The 20,749-nt window shown below is 70.6% G+C and carries 23 protein-coding genes; 14 read left to right on the top strand and 9 right to left on the bottom strand.

From position 1 onward, the window contains the following. Positions 1-34: 34 nt before the first annotated feature. The 4 genes from DVR07_RS20060 to thiC are packed head-to-tail and all read left to right on the top strand — an operon-like array spanning position 35 to position 4,041. Positions 35-877, top strand: coding sequence for an ABC transporter ATP-binding protein (locus DVR07_RS20060; protein ID WP_115799094.1), 843 nt, complete (start codon positions 35-37; stop codon positions 875-877). Further along, on the top strand, positions 870-1,685 hold the full coding sequence (locus DVR07_RS20055; protein ID WP_115799093.1) for a hypothetical protein: 816 nt from the start codon (positions 870-872) through the stop codon (positions 1,683-1,685). Before DVR07_RS20060 ends, DVR07_RS20055 begins: the two co-directional genes overlap by 8 nt. Further along, positions 1,682-2,503: an ABC transporter permease gene (locus DVR07_RS20050; RefSeq protein WP_115799092.1), complete on the top strand. Its 822-nt coding sequence runs from the start codon at positions 1,682-1,684 to the stop codon at positions 2,501-2,503. Before DVR07_RS20055 ends, DVR07_RS20050 begins: the two co-directional genes overlap by 4 nt. Before the next feature lie 53 nt (positions 2,504-2,556). Continuing rightward, positions 2,557-4,041 carry a phosphomethylpyrimidine synthase ThiC gene (gene thiC / locus DVR07_RS20045; protein ID WP_115799091.1) on the top strand — a complete coding sequence of 495 codons (1,485 nt, stop codon included), beginning with the start codon at positions 2,557-2,559 and terminating at the stop codon, positions 4,039-4,041. 37 nt (positions 4,042-4,078) lie between these two features. Here thiC and DVR07_RS20040 read toward each other — a convergent pair whose 3' ends face one another. Further along, positions 4,079-4,387: a nucleoside triphosphate pyrophosphohydrolase gene (locus DVR07_RS20040; protein ID WP_115799090.1), complete on the bottom strand. Its 309-nt coding sequence runs from the start codon at positions 4,385-4,387 to the stop codon at positions 4,079-4,081. A gap of 111 nt (positions 4,388-4,498) precedes the next feature. Continuing rightward, a complete protein-coding gene (locus DVR07_RS20035; RefSeq protein WP_115799089.1) occupies positions 4,499-4,780 on the bottom strand; it encodes a winged helix-turn-helix transcriptional regulator in 282 nt (93 codons plus the stop codon). A gap of 184 nt (positions 4,781-4,964) precedes the next feature. On the opposite strand from DVR07_RS20035, the gene DVR07_RS20030 reads away from it, so the two are divergent. The 6 genes from DVR07_RS20030 (at position 4,965) to DVR07_RS20005 (ending at position 9,858) form a co-directional block, all read left to right on the top strand. Continuing rightward, positions 4,965-5,771, top strand: coding sequence for a creatininase family protein (locus tag DVR07_RS20030; RefSeq protein WP_115799088.1), 807 nt, complete (start codon positions 4,965-4,967; stop codon positions 5,769-5,771). 112 nt (positions 5,772-5,883) lie between these two features. Beyond that, entirely contained in the window at positions 5,884-6,279 is a 396-nt protein-coding gene (locus DVR07_RS20025) for a DUF308 domain-containing protein (protein ID WP_115799087.1), read from the top strand. A 69-nt stretch (positions 6,280-6,348) separates the two neighbouring features. Next, positions 6,349-7,131: an SDR family NAD(P)-dependent oxidoreductase gene (locus DVR07_RS20020; RefSeq protein WP_115799086.1), complete on the top strand. Its 783-nt coding sequence runs from the start codon at positions 6,349-6,351 to the stop codon at positions 7,129-7,131. An 87-nt stretch (positions 7,132-7,218) separates the two neighbouring features. After that, on the top strand, positions 7,219-8,145 hold the full coding sequence (locus DVR07_RS20015; RefSeq protein WP_115799085.1) for a DMT family transporter: 927 nt from the start codon (positions 7,219-7,221) through the stop codon (positions 8,143-8,145). A gap of 112 nt (positions 8,146-8,257) precedes the next feature. Next, entirely contained in the window at positions 8,258-9,079 is an 822-nt protein-coding gene (locus DVR07_RS20010) for an HFX_2341 family transcriptional regulator domain-containing protein (protein WP_115799084.1), read from the top strand. 113 nt (positions 9,080-9,192) lie between these two features. Further along, positions 9,193-9,858, top strand: a complete 666-nt coding sequence (locus tag DVR07_RS20005; RefSeq protein ID WP_115799083.1) for an HD domain-containing protein — start codon at positions 9,193-9,195, stop codon at positions 9,856-9,858. An 82-nt stretch (positions 9,859-9,940) separates the two neighbouring features. Here the strand turns inward: DVR07_RS20005 and DVR07_RS20000 are convergent, their stop codons facing one another. Further along, positions 9,941-10,609, bottom strand: coding sequence for an O-methyltransferase (locus tag DVR07_RS20000; RefSeq protein ID WP_115799082.1), 669 nt, complete (start codon positions 10,607-10,609; stop codon positions 9,941-9,943). A gap of 174 nt (positions 10,610-10,783) precedes the next feature. Between DVR07_RS20000 and radA the strand changes: the two genes are divergently transcribed. Further along, entirely contained in the window at positions 10,784-11,797 is a 1,014-nt protein-coding gene (gene radA, locus DVR07_RS19995; RefSeq protein ID WP_115799081.1) for a DNA repair and recombination protein RadA, read from the top strand. Positions 11,798-11,832: 35 nt separating this feature from the next. On the opposite strand, the gene DVR07_RS19990 is transcribed toward radA, so the two are convergent. From DVR07_RS19990 to DVR07_RS19980, 3 genes are all read right to left on the bottom strand, one after another. Next, positions 11,833-13,083 (bottom strand): Zn-dependent hydrolase, encoded by a 1,251-nt coding sequence (locus DVR07_RS19990; protein ID WP_115799080.1) that lies wholly within the window; start codon positions 13,081-13,083, stop codon positions 11,833-11,835. A 112-nt stretch (positions 13,084-13,195) separates the two neighbouring features. Next, positions 13,196-13,498 carry a HalOD1 output domain-containing protein gene (locus tag DVR07_RS19985; protein ID WP_115799079.1) on the bottom strand — a complete coding sequence of 101 codons (303 nt, stop codon included), beginning with the start codon at positions 13,496-13,498 and terminating at the stop codon, positions 13,196-13,198. Positions 13,499-13,671: 173 nt separating this feature from the next. Continuing rightward, positions 13,672-14,136, bottom strand: coding sequence for a DUF7344 domain-containing protein (locus DVR07_RS19980; RefSeq protein ID WP_115799078.1), 465 nt, complete (start codon positions 14,134-14,136; stop codon positions 13,672-13,674). Positions 14,137-14,393: 257 nt separating this feature from the next. Here DVR07_RS19980 and DVR07_RS19975 point away from each other — a divergent pair, with 257 nt between their 5' ends. Further along, entirely contained in the window at positions 14,394-15,773 is a 1,380-nt protein-coding gene (locus tag DVR07_RS19975) for a tryptophanase (protein ID WP_115799077.1), read from the top strand. A 10-nt stretch (positions 15,774-15,783) separates the two neighbouring features. Here DVR07_RS19975 and DVR07_RS19970 read toward each other — a convergent pair whose 3' ends face one another. Then, the gene (locus tag DVR07_RS19970) at positions 15,784-16,062 is read right to left on the bottom strand and encodes a DUF7553 family protein (RefSeq protein WP_115799076.1); all 279 of its coding nucleotides are present in this window, start codon (positions 16,060-16,062) and stop codon (positions 15,784-15,786) included. Positions 16,063-16,155: 93 nt separating this feature from the next. Between DVR07_RS19970 and DVR07_RS22255 the strand changes: the two genes are divergently transcribed. Together DVR07_RS22255 and DVR07_RS19965 are read left to right on the top strand one after the other, a co-directional pair. After that, positions 16,156-16,323, top strand: coding sequence for a hypothetical protein (locus DVR07_RS22255; RefSeq protein WP_165881776.1), 168 nt, complete (start codon positions 16,156-16,158; stop codon positions 16,321-16,323). A gap of 86 nt (positions 16,324-16,409) precedes the next feature. Further along, positions 16,410-17,897 carry a PAS domain S-box protein gene (locus DVR07_RS19965; protein ID WP_115799075.1) on the top strand — a complete coding sequence of 496 codons (1,488 nt, stop codon included), beginning with the start codon at positions 16,410-16,412 and terminating at the stop codon, positions 17,895-17,897. Between the two features lie 39 nt (positions 17,898-17,936). Here DVR07_RS19965 and DVR07_RS19960 read toward each other — a convergent pair whose 3' ends face one another. Then, complete coding sequence (locus DVR07_RS19960) at positions 17,937-19,121, bottom strand: SDR family oxidoreductase (protein WP_115799074.1); 1,185 nt, start codon at positions 19,119-19,121, stop codon at positions 17,937-17,939. Continuing rightward, positions 19,121-20,683: a succinic semialdehyde dehydrogenase gene (locus DVR07_RS19955; protein WP_115799073.1), complete on the bottom strand. Its 1,563-nt coding sequence runs from the start codon at positions 20,681-20,683 to the stop codon at positions 19,121-19,123. Before DVR07_RS19955 ends, DVR07_RS19960 begins: the two co-directional genes overlap by 1 nt. Between the last annotated feature and the right edge of the window lie 66 nt (positions 20,684-20,749).

Here is a 20,749-nt window from a genome sequence, read left to right as displayed (position 1 = left end):
ACTAATAAATCATGTTCTACGGAATATTCGGTATATGGTGAATATAGAGAACGGCCTTCGCGACGCGGACGTCGCGACCGGCGAGGACGACGGCGAAACGAAAGCACAGAATCTCGACGACGGTCTCGTCGTCCGCGGGCGCGGCTTGACGAAGACGTACGACTCGCCGCTTCCCTTCGCCAGGACCGTCGAGGTGCTCCGGGGGGCGGACCTCGACGTCCGCGCGGGCGAGATCGTCGGCATCGTCGGGGAGAACGGGTCGGGCAAGTCCACCCTGATGAAGCTCCTCGTCGGCGCGCTCGAACCCGACGACGGCGAGGTGGTCGTCGACGGCGTCGCGGGGTGGTGCCCCCAGGACCCGCTGCTGTACGACCGGCTCACCGTCGCCGAGACGTTCCGGCTGTTCGGGACCGCCTACGGGATGAGCGACGACGCGATCCGCGAGGCCCGCGACCGACTGGCCGAGCGGCTCGGCTTCGAGGAGTTCCTCGACTACCGGGTCGACCAGCTCAGCGGCGGCAACCGCCAGAAGGTCAACCTGAGCGTCGCGGTGATGGCCGACCCCGACGTCCTCTTCCTCGACGAACCGTACACCGGGTTCGACTGGCAGACCTACCTCGCGTTCTGGGAGCTGACCGAGGAGCTGACCGACCGCGGGGTCGCCATCGCGGTCATCTCGCACTTCGTCAGCGAGCGCGAGCGGTTCGACCGCATCCTCGAACTCCGCGACGGCCGACTCGCGGACGTGACCGACGCCGACCCGGCGGACCGGCCCGGGGAGGACCCCCGGGACCCGGACGCCGGCCGCGACGCCGGCGGTGCGAACGCGACCGGCCGAGCCGACGACGCCGCGCCGGAGGCCGAGACGGATGCCTGAGAGCGCGAGCGGAGCGAACGAGGCCGGCGGGCCGAGCGGCGCCCGGGCGCCGACGAGCGGGACCGCCGAGAGCCGCCTCCGGCGCCTCCGGGTCGGCGTGGGCTCCCACGTCCGGGCGTTCGTGCGCACCCCGCTGAACGTCGCACTGCTCGTCATCTTCCCGGTGGTCGTGGTTGAAGGGTACGGCGCCGCGATGGCGGCGTTCCCCCGGTTCCCCGGGCTCGCCGTCGAGTCGATGGCCGAGATGGGCCGGGTCAACGGCGCCGTCTACGCCGCCGCGTTCCTCGCCGGGATACTGGGATTGTTCCAGAGCATCGGCGCGGTCCAGGCCGACGAGCGCCTCCGGGTCTGCGGCTACGACCGCGCCGAACTGTTCGCCTCGCGGCTGGCGGCGGTCGGGCTCGGCGCCGCGCTCGTCGCGGCCGTCTCGACCGCCGTCCTCCAGTGGCGGGTCGAGCCCGCGGCGCCGATGGCGGCGTTCGGGGCACTGACGCTCGCGGCGCTGCTCTACGGCCTCGTCGGGATGCTCGTGGGCGCGGTGCTGCCGCGTGCGCTCGAGGGCTCGCTGGTCCTGGTCTTCCTCGTCGACTTCGACGACTTCCTCTCCAGCGGGCTGGTCGACGTCGACTCGCCGGCGCTGAAGCTGCTCCCGCTGCACTACCCCCACGACCTGTTCCGGGCGGCGGTGTTCGACGGGGCGGTCGCGACGAGCGACGCGCTGGCCGGCACCGCGTACCTCGCCGCGCTGTTCGTCGCGGCGCTGGCCGTCTACGTCGGCGTGACCGGCCAGGGAGGTGTACTGTCGTGAGCCGCGTCGAACGCGATGCGCGAGAGGCGACCGGAAGCGGCGGCGGGCACGGTGGCTCCGGCGGTCCCGGCGAGACCGGATTCGCGCGCCGGGTCGCCGCGGCGTTCGCGATGGGGCTGCGCGAGTACGCCCGGACGCCGGTGCTGCTCGCGCTGCTCGTCTTCCTCCCGGCGTACTTCGTGGGGCTGCTCGTCTACCTGCTGCCGGAGTCGTCGGTCCCGATCGAGGCCGCAGGAGCGGAGACGGTCGTGGTCCAGTCCGCGGAGCTGTACGGCATCCTGCTCGTTCCCCTGACGAGCGCGCTGGTCGGCGGCATCGCGGGGCTGTTCCTGATGCTGAACGCCCGGGACGCCGACGGCCGACTGGTCGTCGCGGGCTACCGGCCGAGTCAGTTGCTCCTCGCGCGGGTCGGCCTCCTGGCGGTCGCCGCCGGGGTCGCGGTCGGCGTCTCGCTCGTCGTCCTCTCGGTCGAGGTGGTGCCCGAGCGCCTCGGCTGGTTCGTCGCCGCGTCGGTGCTCGCGGGGCTGACCTACGGACTCTTCGGCGCGCTCGCCGGCCTCGCGCTCTCGCGGCTCGCCGGGGTCTACTTCCTGCTGTTCGCGCCGATGGTCGACGTGTTCTTCTTCCAGAACCCGATGGTCAGCGACGCTCACTGGCTGGCCGCGTGCCTCCCGGGCCGCTTCGTCACGGAGGCGGCGGTCGACGCCGGGTTCTCCGCGAGCGTGTCGCTCGAACCCCTGGGCTGGGCAGTGGCATATCTCGTCGGCGTCGGCGTCGTCACCGGTGTCGCTTACTACCGGTCGATGCGGCTGGGATAGCGCGGACCGACTGACCACTAGTTTTATTATCCAGTGGTACAACCTAGTAATTCATGACGCAGCTACAGCGCGCCCGCGAGGGCACGGTCACCGACGCGATGGCGCGAGTCGCCGAGCGCGAGCGCGTCGACCCCGAGTTCGTCCGCGAGCAGGTCGCCGAGGGACGGGCGGTCATCCCCGCGAACGTCCAGCACGGCCGGCTCGACCCGATGATAATCGGCCGGGAGTTCGCGACCAAGGTCAACGCCAACATCGGCAACAGCGAGACCGAGAGCGGCGTCGAGGAGGAGCTACGGAAACTCCACACCGCGGTCCACTACGGCGCCGACACCGTGATGGACCTCAGCACCGGCGGGGACTTGGACCGCATCCGGGAGGCCAACGTCGAGCACTCGCCGGTCCCGGTCGGCACCGTTCCCATCTACGAGGCGGTCAAGCGCGTGGACGACGTCGCGGACATCACCCACGAACTCCTGCTCGACGTCATCGAGAAGCAGGCCGAGCAGGGCGTCGACTACATGACTATCCACGCGGGCGTGCTGATGGAACACCTCCCCCTGACCGACGGCCGCAAGACCGGCATCGTCTCGCGCGGGGGTTCCATCCTCGCACAGTGGATGGAGGAGAACGGGATGCAGAACCCCCTGTACGCGAAGTTCGAGGACATCTGCGACGTCTTCGCCGAGTACGACGTGACGTTCAGCCTCGGCGACGGGCTCCGACCTGGCTGCCTGGCGGACGCGGGCGACGACGCCCAGTTCGCGGAACTCGACACGCTCGGGGAACTGACCGCGATGGCACGGGACCGGGGCGTCCAGGTGATGGTCGAGGGGCCGGGCCACGTCCCGATGGACCGGGTCGCCGACAACGTCGAGCGCCAGCAGGCGGTCTGCGACGGTGCGCCGTTCTACGTGCTCGGGCCGCTGGTCACGGACGTCGCGCCGGGGTACGATCACATCACCAGCGCCATCGGCGCGACCGAGGCGGCCCGCGCCGGCGCCGCCATGCTCTGCTACGTCACGCCCAAGGAGCACCTCGGGCTCCCCGACGCCGAGGACGTTCGCGACGGCCTCGCGGCCTACCGCATCGCAGCCCACGCCGCCGACGTGGCGACCGGCCGCGAGGGCGCGCGCGACTGGGACGACGCCCTCTCGGAGGCCAGGTACGAGTTCGACTGGCGCCGGCAGTTCGAGCTCGCGCTCGACCCCGAGCGAGCACGGTCCTACCACGACCAGACGCTCCCCGGCGACAACTACAAGGAGGCCCGCTTCTGCTCGATGTGCGGCGCGGAGTTCTGCTCGATGCGCATCGACCAGGACGTTCGAGAATCGCGGCGCGATTCTCGAAGCAGTCAGACTTCGTCTGACCCGCCGCGGGACGCCGACGGCGAGATGAGCGAGATCGACGACGAGACCGACGTCGAGGCGTCGTCCGCGGCCGAGGTCAACCGACCGCCGGTCGGGACCCACGAGGTGTCGGGCGAGCCGACGCTGGACGACGTGGACCTCGCGCGCGAGTACCCGACCACGGACGACTGACCGCGAGGGGGTTCACGGTCCGTCGAACCGGTCGCCGTCACTCCACGCGCTCGAGGACGACACCCTCCTCGAACCGGCCGCGCTCGGCGGCCTTCTCCTCGCGGAGCCGATCCAGTTCGGTCTCGTCGATACCCTCCGCGTCGCGTATCGCCGCAATCACTTCCAGCACGTCGGCGAGTTCGTCAGGGTCGGCGCTCTCGCGGAACTCCGCGGCCTCCTCGCAGAGCTTCTCGCGGAGCCGGCGGCGATACTCCTCGTCGTCTGCGGTGTGGGTCACGGGCGTCTCGTCGCTCTCGCGGATTACCGCGGGAATCCCGTCTCGGACCAGCTTGTCGTACTCGGTCACGGCCGAACGTCTCGGGGGCGGAAGGAAGCAGTTTCGGACTCTTCGGAACGCGGCGTGCCGGTTTCGCGCTTCTCCGTTCTCCACCGCAGCGCCGCGACCGTCGGCGCGGAATCAGACCGCTTCGGCGCTCTCGGCCCCGCTCTCGCCGGCCTGGAGGCACTCCTGGACCGAGTCGGTGAGCGCGTACAGCTGCTTGCGAGCGTCCGGAATGTAGACGCGCTCGTCGATGACGCTCTGGTCCTTGAGGCGCTTGATGGAGCTCCGGACGGTCCGTGGCGAGAGCCGGGTCCGGTCGCTTATCTGCTGCTGGGTCAGCGGGTCGTCGCTGTACTCGAGTACCTTCACGACCAGCTTCGCGCTCGGCGGGGCGTCGTCGTCGAGGCAGTCGGACATCGTGTTTCGAGCGTGGGTCGCCAGGGAATTATACGTTTCCTAACCCCCGTGAAAGGAGGTTACCGACCGGTAACCACCACGGGGCGCCGACCGGGGCAGACTCTCGAGCGGGGCCGGACTCCGGCGCGTTCATCTTGGGGCTTGCCGGGAAAGGACTTTACTCGCTCGCCCCCGGCCTATCGGTATGTACCTCGCCGACCGGACCTGGCCGGAGTTGAGCGACTACGTTGCCGAGGAGTCGCTGGCAGTCGTCCCGCTGGGGTCGACCGAACAGCACGGACCTCACCTTCCGCTGTCGACCGACCACATGATCGCGGAGGGGCTGGCCCGCGAGGCGGCCGACCGGACGGGCTACCTCTGCACCCCGACCGTGAACGTCGGCGTCAGCGTCCACCACAAGCAGTTCCACGGCACGATGTGGGCCGACGCGCCCGCGTTCCGCGACTACGTCGAGAGCTTCTCGCGCAACCTCGCGTACCACGGTATCGACCGCATCGTGTTCGTCAACGCCCACGGCGGCAATCAGACCCACCTCCGGGAGGTCGGTCGACGGCTCCGCGAGGACGAGGTGGCCTACGCGGTCGAGTGGATGTGGGACGAGTCCATCCCGGACCTGGTCGACGACCTCTTCGCGGTGAACGGCCCCCACGGCGGTCCGAAGGAGACCGCGATGATGATGCACCTCGACCCCGAGAACGTCCGGACCGAGAAGCTGGAGGACGCCCGCGACGGCGGGCTGGTCGACTGGGGCGGGGACACCGACGCCTACGTCCACGGCGCGCGCAACTTCTACGACTCCATCGACAACACCGACAACGGCGTCCTGGGCGACCAGACCGACGCCACACCGGAGAAGGGCGAGCGACTGTTCGAGGCCGCGACCGAGCAGCTGTCGAAGCTGGCGGAGTGGCTGGACGACCAGCAGTTCGACGACCTGATGGCGAAACCCCACGTCGATCCCCAGCCCGGCAGCCGGCAGGGTGAACGATAGGGTGTTCCAGGGTTCGACCGGAGCGGTTCACCGGGTGGCCGTGGGGCGAAGAAGGTAGCGTGGCAGTCACGTGGCCACAGCCCCTAACCGCGTGAGAGCCGAACTCTCCGGTATGCCGAACGACCCGTACACCGACGACGAGTACGACGACAGCTACGAGGAGCTCCACGGGGACGAACCCGCCCGCGACCAGTACACCGACGAGACGACCGACGACACGTTCTTCCCCTCGGGCGTCGGCAGTTCGTCGCTGTACCCGTCCGGCTGGGGGCTCTGGCCCTCGGGCGACGCCGTGGACGCCGAGCAAGACGCGTACGGTGACGAGAATCTCGAGTCCGCGGAGACAGACGATGACGACGGGTCGTGGCTCGACGAGGGCCTCATCGGTACTTTCATCGTCGTCGGCGCTATCCTGTTCTTCTTCCCCGAACCCACCACGTCCGCGGTGGGCGTCGCCATGCTCGCGATGGGCGTGATGGGCTGGATCGTCGACTGGGCGATGTCGTGAGGCGGGCGACGAGCGGCCGTTTCGGAAGCCGACGCCGTTACGGGCCGGCGCCGCTTTGACCCACACGGAATGGCAACGCTGAATCCCGACTTCTCCGACTCCACCGTCGTCGTCACGGGCGCGGCCGCCGGCATCGGCCGGGCGGTCGCGCTGGCGTTCGGCGACGCCGGCGCGACCGTCCTGGTCGCGGACGTGCGCGAGGAACCGAAGGCCGCCGACGAGGCGGCGCCGACCCACGAGCGCATCCGCGACGCCGGCGGGACGGCCGAGTACGTCGAGACCGACGTCTCGGACCCCGACCAGATACGCACCGTGGTCGAGGCCGCCCGCGAGTTCGGCGGCGTCGACGTGATGGTGAACAACGCCGGCGTCTACACCAAGCGGCGCTTCCGCGAGGTCACGCCCGAGGAGTTCGAGGAGGTCCACGCCGTCAACGCCCGCGGCACCTTCTTCGGGACCCAGATCGCCGCCAACGACATGATCGACCGGGGCGACCCCGGCGTCGTGGTCAACACCTCCTCGGACACCCAGGGAAGGGCGGCGTGGGACCACTCCCACTACGCCGCGACCAAGGGCGCCGTCCGGATGATCACCCGGAGCGCCGCGCTCGAACTCGCGTCCGAGGACGTGCGGGTCAACGCGGTCGCGCCCGGCCCGGTCGCCACGGAGATCCGCGAGGGCTGGGCCGAGGAGGCCGAGGCGATGGCGCCCGAGGGCGAGACCCCCGACCTCCCGCTCCGAGCCGCCGATCCGGCGGAACTGGCCGGCGCGTACCTCTTCCTGGCGAGCGACGACGCCTCCTTCGTCACCGGCGAGACGGTCTGGGTCGACGGCGGCGGCCACGTCTGTTGAGGGCGGCGAGGGAGCGCCGCCGAAGGGAACGACAGTATCGAAAGTAACGGAAATACCTTCACCGTCTATCGACCGCCACCTGCGGTCATGGTCGAGTGGTCGGACGTCGTCGGTCGCGCAGTTCCGTCGGTATCTCCTCACACGCGCGCCGCGCTGGAAGCCCTGTTCGTCACGTTCCTCTGGTCGTCGTCGTACGTGCTCATCCACGTCGGCCTCGACGACATCCCCGCGCTGACGTTCGCGGGCCTGCGGTACGGCCTCGCCGCGGTCGTCCTCGTGCCGTCGTTCGTCCGCCGGGGCCACCACCGGGCGGTCCGGCGGGCCGACCGGTCGGAGTGGGCGCTGCTGGTCGCGCTCGGACTGCTGCTGTACGCGGTGACACAGGGCGCGCAGTTCGTCGCGCTCGGTCACCTCCGGTCGGCCACGGTGAGCCTGGTGCTGACGTTCACGCCGGTCGCGGTCGCGCTCGCCGGGGTTTCGGTGGCCGCCGAGCGACCGACCGGCCGCCAGTGGGTCGGCCTGGCGGCGCTGCTCGGCGGCGCCGGGCTCTACTTCCGCCCGTGGGCCGGCCCGCTCGGCTCCGGGTTCGGGCTGGCGGTGATGAGCGTCGGACTGGCCGGGAACGCCGCCGGGTCGCTCGTCGGCCGCCGGGTCAACCGCGATGGGCCGCTCTCGCCGGTGGCGGTAACGACGGTTAGCATGGGCATCGGGGCCGGAGTGCTGTTGGCGGTCGGCGTCGCGGTGCAGGGTCTTCCGGCGCTCCCGATTCGGGCCTGGGGAATCGTCGCGTGGCTCGCGGTCGTCAACACGGCCGGCGCGTTCACCCTCTGGAACAGGACGCTGCGGACGCTCTCGGCGGTGGAGTCGAGCGCGATCAACAACACGATGCTCGTCCAGGTCGCCGTGCTCGGGTGGCTGTTCCTCGGCGAGCAGATCCGGGTCCACGAGGCCGGCGGTATCCTCGCCGTCGCCGCCGGCGCGTTGCTCGTCCAACTGGGCTCGGGCGACCGGTGAGCGAGTATCGACGACGCGGCCGGAATGCGGACGAAACGTCCAGGCGGAGACACGGTCGGGACCGTAACGGTGTTCCCGTACTATTTTTACCGATGTCGCGGGAGTGGGGACCATGAACGAGGACCCACCCGTCGCCGAGCGCGTGCAGGTGGTGCCGCTGGGGTTCGAGTACGAGCGACTCCGACGGCCGATATTCGAGTGGAAGGCGGACAAGGTGGTCGCGGTCGCTTACGACGACAGCGAGGCAGCGGTGCCGTATCTCGACCGACTTCTCGCGGAGCTGGAGGCCAACGAGCGGATCGAACTCGAACTGCGGGCATGCGACATCTTCGACCTCTACGACACCCTCGGGACGGTCGCGGCCGCCATCGACGACCACGGGGACGACGACGTGTACGTCAACCTCTCGGGCGGCAGCAAGATAACCGCCATCGCCGGGATGATCGCCTGCATGGCGACCGGCGCGACGCCCGTCTACGCCCGGCCCGACTACGGTCCGGCGGCCGAGCGAGTCCCGCCGGAGCCGCTCCACGACGCGGTCGAACGCATCTTCTCGCTGCCGACCTACCCTATCGAGAGCCCCTCCGCGATGCACGTCGCCGTCCTCCGGTTCATCGCCGACCGCGAGCGCGACGCCGGGGGTGACGGGGCGGGGGTTGACGGCGAGCCAGGCGGTGACGCCGGCGCCCGGGGTCGGTACCGCGGCGCGAACAAGAAGGAACTCGTCGCGTTCGCCCGGGAGGAGCAGTTCCGGTTCGTCGCCGAGTCGTCGGCCGAGACCGAGAAGGGGCTGTACCGGTTGCTCGACCGCCACGTCGTCGACCCTCTCGAATCGAAGGGGTACGTCGAGACGGCGAAGGTCGGCCGCCGGAAGTACCTCTCGCTCACCGAGGCCGGCCGCAACACCCTCCGGGCCTATCGCCACCTCGCCTGACGGTCGGGGCTCCGCCACGAACTGACCGACGTCGGGGTTTTCCGGACTGCGGTCGCACTCATCTGACAGTTCCGAAATCACTAATCCTGCGGGGGTCGACGTCTCCGCCACCCGTGACTCAGGAGTTAGGTCCCCTCGCACGGCGGCTCGCGTTGCCCTACTACGACGACGCCCTCCCGGCCCACGACGCGTTCCACGCCGAACGCGTCCGCGACGTGGCGATTCGACTTGCGGACGAGTCCGACCGCACCGTCGACAGAGGTGTGCTCGCCGCCGCGGCGTGGTTGCACGACATCGGTCGCCCGCTGGAACGGACGGGGGAGATCGCCGACCACGACGAGTGGGCCGCGCGCGAGGCCGCGGACCGCCTCGCGGCCGAAGGGGTGTCGACCGACCGGGTCGACGCCGTCGAACACTGCATCCGGGCCCACAGCATCCGGTCGAGTTCGCCGGAACCCGAGACTCCCGAAGCCAAGTTCCTCTTCGACGCGGACAAGCTCGACGCCGCCGGGGCGCGGGGCATCGTCCGGCTGGCCTGCATCGTCGGGGAGCGGTCCGGACGTTCGGGCGAGTCCTACGCGGTCATCGACGACGAGTCAGCCGCCGGCGTGGACGCGCCGGACGCCCCCGACGTCGGGCTCCTCCGGGAGTGGACGCGCGAGCGGCTCGACGCGCTGCACACGACGCCCGGCCGCCGCCTCGGCGAGTCCCGCTGGCAGTTCGTGGCGGAGTTCTTCGCGCAGTTCGACGCGGAAGCGGGAGTCGACGGGGCGCGATAGGTCGTTCCTCCCGAACCGGGCGACTCGTCGCATCGCAAGCGGGCGATTTCGGTTCTCGTTCCGGTGCGGCGTCGGTCTCGGTCTACGCTTCCGTCCGGTGACTCACCGCGATGCCCTCGCCGAGGGGAATCGCGACCGTCTCGAACGCCGGGTCGTCCCGGACCGCCAGCAGGTAGTCGGCGATGCCGCGGGTCTCCTCGTCGGCGTCGCCCGACTCGTTCCCTTCCAGAATCGACAGGATGGCATCGAAGTCCTGGGCGCCGCTCACCATCGCGTTGTCCGCGATGACCACGCCGCCCGGGGCGACCTTCTCGCTGACCGCGTCGAAGGCGTCGGGGTAGGCGCGCTTCTGGCAGTCGATCAGTACCACGTCGAAGGGGCCGTCGTAGCGCTCGACGGTTTCGAGGGCGTCGCCGTCCTCGAAGGTCGCCAGGTCGTCGTAGCCGCCGCGCGCGAGGTACTCCCGGGCCCGGTCGAGCTCGTCGGCGTCGTGTTCGGTCAGGACGATCTCCCCGTCGTCGGGCAGCGCCGCGGCGAACCAGTAGGCCGAGTAGCCGAACCCCGACCCGAACTCGAAGATCCGGTCGGCGTCGACCATCCGGGCCGCGAGTCGCAGGAAGCCGCCGACCTCGGGGCCGACCGTCGGGAAGCCGATCTCCTCGCCGTGGGCCTCCATCTCCCGGAGGGTGTCGTCGCGGTCGGGCACCATCGCGCTGACGAATCGCTCGGTCTCCTCGGGTAGTATTTCCATGGTCACACCGTCGCGCGTCGGAGAGTTAACTGTTCGCGGACTCGCGTCGTGCGCCCGTCGACGCTCGGCGGGACTCCGGCGTCGGTCGGCGCTGGGGTCCTCGGCCCGCGTTCAGCTTCACTTTCGCTCCCCACTATACGCTCGCTTATCTCCTCGCGGCGCCAACACCGGTCGATGGCAGCCACAGAGAAACTCGACACGCTCCCGGGAGTCGGACCGGCGACCGCGGAGAAGCTCGGCGACGCGGGGTACGACTCGTTCGTCTCCGTCGCGGTGGCGAGCCCGGGCGAGCTCTCGAACACCGCCGACGTCGGCGAGTCCAACGCCGCGGACATCATCCGCGCGGCCCGCGAGCGGGCCGACGTGGGCGGGTTCGAGACCGGGACAGAGGTACTGGCCCACCGCGACCGGGTCGGCAAGCTCCGGTGGAACGTTCCGGCGGTCGACGGGATGCTCGGGGGCGGGGTCGAGACCCAGTCGATCACCGAGGTGTACGGCCAGTTCGGCACGGGCAAGTCCCAGGTCACCCACCAGCTCGCGGTCAACGTCCAGCTCCCCCGAGAACACGGCGGCCTCGAGGGGTCCGCGCTGTTCGTCGACTCCGAGGACACGTTCCGTCCGGAGCGCATCGACGACATGGTCCGGGGGCTCGACGACGAGGTCAAGCATGCCGCGATGGGCCTCCACCAGGTCCGCTCGGAGGACGACCAGGTCGAATCGGTCCTCGACGGCATCCACGTCGCCAAGGCGTTCAACTCCAACCACCAGATGCTCCTCGCGGAGAAGGCCGAGGAACTGATCAGGGACAACCAGAACACCGAGTGGCCCGTCAGGCTGGTCTGCGTCGACTCGCTGACGGCCCACTTCCGCGCGGAGTACGTCGGCCGGGGCGAGCTCGCCGAGCGCCAGCAGAAGCTCAACAAGCACCTCCACGACCTCGTCCGACTCGGCAGCCTCCACAACGCCGCGGTGCTCGTCACTAACCAGGTCCAGTCGAACCCCGACTCGTTCTTCGGCGACCCCACCAAGCCCGTCGGCGGCAACATCCTGGGCCACGCCTCGACGTTCCGCATCTACCTCCGGCAGTCGAAGGGCGACAAGCGGGTCGTCCGGCTCGTCGACGCGCCGAACCTCGCCGACGGCGAGGCCGTCATGCGCGTCGAAGGCGCCGGGCTGAAACCCGAGTGACGGCCTCCCGGTAACCCACTTCGAGTCAGAGTCTCCTACGCACCCGCCAGGTCCGCCAGCGCCCCCGCCAGCACCCGGGTCGCGGTCGCGCAGTCCTCCCAGTCGGTCCACTCCCGGGGGTTGTGCGAGACGCCGTCCCGGGAGGGTGCGAACAGCAGCCCGGCGTCGGTGACTCCGGCGACGTGCATCGTGTCGTGGGCCGCACCGGAGTGGAGGTCCAGCGTCTCGATGCCGGCTGCCGCGGCTGCCTTCTTGGCGGCGCCCTGCACTCGCTCGCTCATGGGCGTGGGGTGAAGGTCGAAGGGTCGTCGGAACTCGGTCTCGACCCCCCGCTCGCGTTCCAGTCGGGCGAGACTCCGACGCGCCCGCCGGACGAGTTCCTCCATCGCGTCGCGGTCGACGTCGCGGATGTCGACCCCGGCCTCGACCGCACCGGGCACGACGTTTGTCGCGTTCGGGGAGACGTCGAGGCTGCCGACGGTGCCGACCGCGGTGTCGCTCCCCGCGGCGACGACCTCGGTGGCGGCCCGCTCGACGTCGAGGACGAACTCGCTCGCCGCCGCGAGGGCGTCGGTCCGGTCGCCCATCGGGGTCGCGCCGGCGTGGTCGGCCTCGCCGCGGATCGACGCCTCGCAGTGGGTGATGCCCGTGATCGCGGTGACGACGCCGACCGGGACGTCCGCCGCCTCCAGGCGCTCGCTCTGCTCGACGTGGAGTTCGAGCCACGCGTCCCACGCGCCGGCGTCGAGGCGACCCTCTCCCCGGAATCCGATTTCGTCGAGCGCGTCACCGAGCGTCGTTCCGTCGGGGGATTCCAGCGCGAGGGCGTCATCGACCGACCGCTCGCCCGCCGCCACCGACGACCCGAGCAGTCCCGAGGCGAACCGCTGGCCCTCCTCCTCGGTGAACGAGACGACCTCGACCGGTCGGGCCGGGTCGACGCCGGCGTCCTGCACGGTCCGGACCGCTTCGAGAGCGGCGTAGACGCCGAGCGGCCCGTCGAAGATGCCGCCCTCCGGCACGGAGTCCAGGTGACTTCCGGCCGCGACCGGGGCGGCGTCGGGGTCGGCGCTCTTGGGGGTCCACCGGCCCGCAACGTTACCCACCGCATCGGTTCGCACGTCGAGTCCGGCGTCGTCCAGTCGCTCGACGAGGTACTCGCGGGCCCGTCGGTTCGCCGCTGTGCCGGTCAGTACGGTGCGACCCCGGCCGGTGTCGGTCTCGATCTCACCGAACGCGGCGTTTCGCTCGATGTCCTCGCGAAGTCGGTCGCGGTTCACGTCCATGCCCGACCGGTCGGTCGCGGGAGTATTCAGTCGTGGGTTCGGGGCAGCACTGCGGAGCGGGTGACCGATGGCGCGGGCGGCGACCCCCCCGCGTCGAACTCCGGTCGGCGCCTCACTCGGCGGGTTCGAGGCCGAAGAGGCCGCTCGGGTGGACCGTCACGCGGTACCCCTCGTACGTGAACGAGACCTGGCCGTCCACGTCGGGGAGCGCGCCCGCGGCGACGAACTCGTCGAGTACGTCGGGGTCGACCGTTCGGAACAGCGGGTCGAGCTCGAGGGGGTCCACGCCGGCGGCGTCGGCGACCGCCCTGACGAGCAGTTCGCTCGGTCGATCGGTGGCGTCCGGGTCGTAACGGACGTGGCGTCGCTCCGTGCGCCGGTCGGCGTCGTCTCGGGATTCGTCGGTGTCTCTCATGCTTCGGTACTCGGCCCCGGTAGAACGCAGTGCGGAACCGGACACTCCCTCCCCGGGCCCCTCGCGGTCTGGACCGTTCGGTCCCTCGTGACGGGTGGCGGATTGGACCCGGACCCGCATATACTTACCGGCTTCACCGCTCGATTTTATCCCCTCGGTGCGGGCTGGACGCGTCAGCGGTTCTCCGACGCTTCGAGAAGGTCGAGCACCGTGGCCACCCGGACGTCGCCCCAGTACCGGAGGGTCCGCGACCGCGGGTCGTAGTCGAGAACCGCGACGGCGTCGAGCTTGGGGAGGTGGTTGTGGTGGAGCGCGACCGCGACGCGGTGGCAGTGCCGCTCGACGTCGACCCCCGAGCCGGCGTCGTCTCCCGACCCTTGACCGACGCTGTCGTCACTGGGGTTCGACTCGGTTTCCCGCTCGGCCGCTCGCTCGCGCTGCGCGACGTACTCCGCGACGTCTTCGAGGTCGACCACGTCCACCGAGAGCGATTCGAGGTGCGCGAGGACGTACCGGGCGCGCCGGTCCGACACGGTCTCGAAGAGGTCGCCGATGGGTCGCCCCGAACCCTCGGCGGAGTCGGCGTCGAACGGCGCCGGCGTCTCCTCGTCACCCCCGTCTGAGGTGTCGTCGGGCACGTTAACTGGTGACAGTAGAACGGTAGGCTTAGGTCTGTCGGGCGAACGCGACGACGGTGATAAATTCAAACCCGAAATCGGTAAGCGTTTACGTAAACGTAAACGAACCGGTTAACGAATGTTCAGTTCGTTCGAACGCCGACCACCGACAGCCGCGTCCACGAGTGACCAGATTCGGCGACCGGCCGCCGTCGCCGACCGCTCCCGTCCAGAACTGTCGCGCAAGCAATACGTTCCCGGGCGCCCACCTCCCGGACATGCGAGCGTACAAGTCGAAGATGGTCTCGCCGATCCGGCTCCCCGACCGCGACGAGCGCGAGGCGAACCTGGAGCGGGCGGGCTACAACGTGTTCAATCTCGACTCCGAGTCCGTGTTCGTGGATCTGCTGACAGATAGCGGAACCGGCACGATGAGCGAGGACCAGTGGGCCGCCATGCTGACCGGCGACGAGGCCTACGCCGGCAGCGAGAGCTTCGACCGGCTTCAGGGCGCGGTCGCCGACGTGATGGGCTTCGAGCGCATCATCCCGGCCCACCAGGGCCGTGGTGCCGAGAACGTCCTCTACGGCGCGCTGGTCGAGGACGGCGACTACGTCCCGAACAACACCCACTTCGACACGACCCGGGCCCACATCGCGAACAACGGCGGCGAACCGGTCGACTGCCCCCGCGAGGGCGCGCTCGACGACGACCGGCCGTTCGCGGGCGACCTCGACGTCGAGGCGGTCCGGGACCTCGCCGACGAGGTGGGCCCGGAGAACGTCCCCGCGGTCCTGCTGACCGTCACGAACAACTCCCTGGCGGGCCAGCCCGTCAGCGTCGAGAACGTCCGGGCGGCCCGCGAGGTCGCCGACGAACTCGACGCCGTCTTCGTGATCGACGCCTGCCGGTTCGCCGAGAACGCCTACTTCGTCCGGGAGCGCGAGGACGAGTTCGCCGACGCGTCGGTCGCCGAGGTCGCCCGCGAGCAGCTCTCGTACGCCGACGCCGTGGTCATGAGCGGGAAGAAGGACGGGCTGGTCAACGTCGGCGGCTTCGTCGGAATCAGCGACGACCCCGCCTTCGATGACCTCCACGCGAAGGCCCGCGAGCGGGGAATCCTCTACGAGGGGTTCACCACCTACGGCGGGATGGCGGGCCGCGACCTCGAAGCCATGGCGGTCGGTCTGCGCGAGGCGGTCGAGGAGCGGTACATCCGAGACCGGGTCGAGCAGGTCCGGCGGCTCGGCGACCTGCTGGCCGACCGCGGCGTGCCGGTCCAGCGACCGACCGGCGGCCACGCGGTGTACGTCGACGCCGCCGCTTTCCTCCAGGAGATTCCCGCCGACCGGTTCCCCGGGCAGGCGCTGGTCTGCGAGCTCTACCGCGAGGGCGCGGTCCGCGGGGTCGAACTCGGAAGCTTCGCGTTCCCCGAGACCGACCGGCCCGAACTGGTCCGGCTCTCGCTGCCCCGCCGGACCTACGGCGCCGACCACCTCGAACACGTCGCCGAGACGTTCGAGAAGGTGGCCGACCGCCGCGACGCCGGCGGAATCTCGGGGCTCGAGATCGTCGACGAGCCCGAGATGGCCGAGCTCCGCCACTTCAGCGCGGAGCTCCGGCCGGTCCGCGAGCGCGAGGCGACGACCGCGGACTGAGGGGCCGTGCTTAGACGCCCTCGACGGTCTCGCGGTACTCCCTGACGCGACCGAGCGCAGCGTCGACGGTCTCGGCCGCCTCGTCGTCGAGGTCCTCGCGCACCTCCCGCAGGTTGTGCGTCAGGCGGTCGAGGCTGCCGTGGTCGGGGCCGCGGTCTGCGTCCGCCATCGACGTGAGCCGGTCGGCGAGCCCGTCGAGGCGGTCGGCGGCGTCCTCGTTCGAGACGGTTCCGGCCAGTTCGTCGAGTTCGTCGGCCGCGGTCCTGAGGTGAGTTCTGTCGTCGGACATGCGCGGGGGTACGGCAGTGAGTGACAAAGTGGTTCCGTCGACGGCCGGTCGCGGACCGGTGGCCTCATCCGTCCGCCGTCCGTACGTTCGCCCATGGCTTCCACCCTCCGACGCGGTCTGTTCGCGCTGATCGGTCTGCTGGCCGTGGGATTCGGCGTTCACTACGCCCTGTTCGGGACGCTACCCCTCGGCAAACCGGAACTGCTGCGCGATGACGTCGATGCGGCCGACGCCGCCGATACGGCCGACACCGAGCCGTAGCGACGGCGAGCCGACCGCCTCCCGCAGTTTACTTTTCCTACACGACGCCCACGACCTTATTACGGTGAGCCGACAACGTTGTTCCGATGGGGAAGTCATCCGAACGCGCGGAGGGGTCCGGGACCGGCGCGGCGCGGGCCGCAGACCGCTTCCCGAGCGCGGCGCTGCTCGACGCCGTGGGGTACGGCGCCTTCCTCCTCGCCCCCGACGGCGACGTCGCGGCGGCGAACGACGCGCTGACCGCCCTCACGGGGTACGACGGCGACGCGTTGCGCGGCGGCAGCCTCGGCGGATTCCTCGACGCCGAGGACGTCGTCCGGGTCGAGACCGCGATCCGCGAGCAACTGCTGGCCGGGAGCCGCGAGCGCGTCGACCTCGCCCTCCCCGTCTTCACGGCGGCAGGCGACGCGGTCGCGTGCGAGGTCCGCGTCCGGAAGGTCACCGACGGCGGCGAGTTCCTGGGGACGCTCGGCGTGGTCCGGGAGGTCGAGGACGCCGGCGCCGCAGCCGAGATCCGCGACGTCGGGGAGCGCCGCCAGGCGTTCGACGCGCTCGCCGAAGCGTCGGCCGACGGCATCATCATGCTCGACGACGACAGCGTCATCCGGTACGCCAACCCCGCGGTCGAGCGCATCCTCGGCTACGCACCCGAGGAGCTGGTGGGCGGGTCGAAGATGCGAATCATCCCCGAGCGGCTGCGGGAGGTCCACGCCGAGGCGCTCCAGCGCTACCTCGAGACCAGCGAGAAGCACATCGACTGGACCTACGTCGAGCTCCCGGGCCAGCACCGGGACGGCCACGAGGTGCCGCTCGCCATCTCGCTCAACGAGTTCACCCACGACGGCGAGCACTACTTCGTCGGCACGTTCCGGGACATCTCCGACCGGAAGGCGGTCGAGGACGAACTCGAGAGACAGAACGAGCGGCTCCAGCGGTTCGCCAGCATGCTGGCCCACGAGATCCGCAATCCGCTCCAGGTGGCCCAGATATACCTCGACTTCGTCGACGACGACGAAGGGACGTCGGTCGACCGCATCGCGGAGTCGCTCGAACAGATCGACGAGATCATCGAGGTGCTGCTGATGCTCGCGCAGGGCGACGACGAGATCGAGTGCCGCGAGACGGTGGCGCTGGCCGAGGTCGCCGCCGACGCGTGGGCCAACACCGAGACCGGCTGCGCGGAGTTCGACCTGTCGACGTCCCGGCGGTTCCGGGTCAATCCGACCCACCTCCAGCAGCTGCTCGAGAATCTCTTTCGCAACGCCGTGGAGCACGGCTCCACGAGCCCTCGCTCGCAGGCTCGCGGGGACGCCGCGGACGAACCCATAACGGTCCGAGTCGGCCCCCTCGACGGCGGTTTCTTCGTCGAGGACACGGGGTCGGGCATCCCCGTGCCCGACCGCGAGCAGGTCGTCGAGGCGGGGTACACCACGGACGAGGACGGCATCGGCCTCGGCCTGACGTTCGTCGCGGAGCTCGCCGACGCCTACGGTTGGGGGTTCGCCATCGTCGAGAGCGACGAGGGCGGCGCCCGCTTCGAGTTCACCGGCGTCGAGACGGTCGCCGACGAGTGAGGCGAACGCGGGACTGCCGCTCGACGACTGCGACGTCACTCAGACCATCGCGTCCGACGAGACGTCCGGGTGCCGGCGCGCGAATCTCACCAGCGCCTCGACGTAGCTCCCGAACGGCGGACACGCCACGCCGCTGCCGCGCAGGTCGCGGATCGCGTTCTGGCTCGTGTAGCTCGTAGGGTGGACGAAGTAGTCCAGCACCGCGGGCTCGACGCCGAGCGCGTCCGCGAGGGCCGGGGCGGCCTCCAGCGACCGGCGGGCGACGCCGACGGCGTCCTCGGGTAGGGGCACCCGGAGGATGCGCCTGTCGGTGGCGCGCTCGAACGCCCGGAGCAGCTCGGCGACGGTTGGCGGGCTCGGGTCGCAGAGCTGGTACACCTCGCCCTCCGAGTCCTCGCGGGCGCTCAGGTGGTCGATGGCGTCGACCACGAAGTCCCGCGGGACGACGTTGACCTCGTAGTCGCGCGGGTCGCCGAACGTCGGCACGACCCCGACGCGGTCGCCGACGCCCGGCAGGAGGTCGGCCTGGCGCCGGAGCAGGGTCAGGAGGTAGTACGGTCCGTCGTACTTCTGGGTCCGGCCGGTCTCGCTGTCGCCGACCGCGATGGCCGGTCGGTAGACGGTCGCCGGCAGGCCCTCGGCCATCCGCTCCTGGACCTCGACCTCGGCGCGGAACTTGGTCTCCTCGTAGTGGTTGTTGAACGACTGGCCCACGTCGAGGTCCCGGTGGGTGAAGACGCCGTCGTGGCGCCCGCTGACGTAGCAGGTGCTGACGTACTGGAACCGCCGGAGGTCGGGCGAGCCCTCGGCGAAGTCGAGGACGTTGCGGGTGCCCTCGACGTTGACCGCCGTCCCCACCTCCCGGGAGACCCCGAGGTCGTACGCGGCGGCGAGGTGATAGACTTCCACGGCGTCGCGCTGGAGGTCGTCGTAGTCGTCGCCGAGACCGAGGTCCGACTCGGTGATGTCGCCGTCGTGGAGTTCGATGCGGCCCGCATCCCCCTCGTCGCCCGGTCGCTCGATTCCTCTCGCGCGCTTCTCGGCGAGGTCGCGGTACTTCGGCTGGACCAGGCACCGGATCGGCACGTCTTCGGGGTACCTGTCGAGCAGGCGCGCGACCAGTTCCGACCCCAGGAAACCCGGGAACCCCGTGAGGAAGACCGACGAGTCGCGGACGTTGGGGACCGACGAGGCGGAGGCCGCGGAATCGGCGTCGTCGGCCATCACCGGACCCCCGGAATCCGGTCCATCGCGCGGAGGACCAGCGACATCCCCTTGGCGTACCACGAGTCCGGCACGCCCCCGGGCGGCGCGATGGGAGCGCCGCGCTGCTCGGCGACCGTCCGGGACTCGGTGTACTTGTAGAACCCCTCCTCGCCGTGACGACGGCCGAGTCCGGAGTCCTTCATCCCGCCCATCGGGGCGTCGACCGAGGCCCACGCCGCGGCGTAGGCGTCGTTGACGTTGACCGTGCCGCAGTCGATTCGGCTGGCGATCTCGCGGCCTCTCGCGGCGTCTTCGGTCCAGACGCTCGCGTTCAGGCCGTACTCGGAGTCGTTGGCCCTCTCGACCGCCTCGGCCGGGTCGTCGAACGGTTCGACCGCCACGACCGGACCGAACGTCTCCTCGCGGGCCGCGACCATCCCCTCGCCGACGCCGGTCAGGATGGTCGGCTCGAAGAAGTACGGGCCGCGGTCGGGTCGGGCGCGCCCGCCCGACACCACCTCGGCGCCCTTCTCGACGGCGTCGTCGACGTGGCGCTCGACGGTCTCCAGCTGGTCCGGGCCGACGAGCGACCCCACGTCCGGGCCGTAGTCGTAGCTCCCCCGCAGGTCGAGCCCGCGGGTCCGCCGGACGAACCGGTCGAGGAACGCGTCGTAGACCCCGCGCTGGACGTACAGGCGCTCGAACGAGATGCAGAGCTGTCCGGCGTTCGTGAAGCAGCCCCGTATCGCGCTGTCGACCGCACGGTCGAGGTCGGCGTCGCCGAGCACCACCATCGGGTTCTTGCCGCCGAGTTCGAGCGAGCAGTCGGTCAGGTTCGCGCCCGCCCGTTTCGCGACTTCGCGTCCGGTCTCGGTGCTCCCGGTGAAGCAGACGTAGTCGGTCTCCTCGACGACGGCGCCGCCCGCCTCGCTCCCGCGGCCGGTCACGACCTGGAAGACGTCGTCGGGGACGCCCGCCTCCCGGAGCAGGTCCCGGAGCAGCAGCGCGGTGAACGGCGTCTCGCTGGCGGGCTTGCAGACGACGGCGTTGCCCGCCAGCAGCGCGGGGAGCGCGTCCGAAACGGCGAGCGTGAGAGGGTAGTTCCAGGGCGAGATGACGCCGACCACGCCGACCGGCTCGCGGTGGACCGTGGTCCGGGTGAGCAGGGGGAGCGCGCCCTTCCGGCGCTCGGGCGCGAGGTAGTCGGCCGCGCGGTGGGCGTAGTGGCGGGCGGTGGTCGCGACGTCGAGCACCTCCTCGAAGGCGTCGATGCGGGCCTTCCCGCTCTCGAGCTGCGCCAGGTCGAGCAGTTCGGCGCGGCGGTCGAGCACGAGGTCGTGGAACCGCCGAACCGCGGCCGCGCGCTCCTCGACGCCGCGGTCGGCCCAGGTCTGCCGAGCGTCGCGGGCGCGCCCGACGGCGGCCCGGACGTCGGCGGCCGTGCCGGCGGGAACCGCGCCGACGCGCTCGCCGGCGTACGGCGCTTCGACGCCGATGTCGTCCCGGTCGCCCTCGGTCGGCACCGAGGCCGCGAGTCGGGACAGGTCGCCGCGGTCGAACCGGTCGGGGAGGACTGTCATACCTCCGGGGTTCGGACGGCGCTCCCATCAGGGTTGCGCCGGAGCGGGGCACCGGATCGGACCGCG

Origin of the sequence: Halorussus rarus (genome assembly GCF_003369835.1) — an archaeon.
Lineage (GTDB): Archaea > Halobacteriota > Halobacteria > Halobacteriales > Haladaptataceae > Halorussus > Halorussus rarus.
The sequence above is the reverse complement of the archived record's forward strand: the minus strand, read 5'-3'. Positions and strand labels throughout refer to the sequence as shown.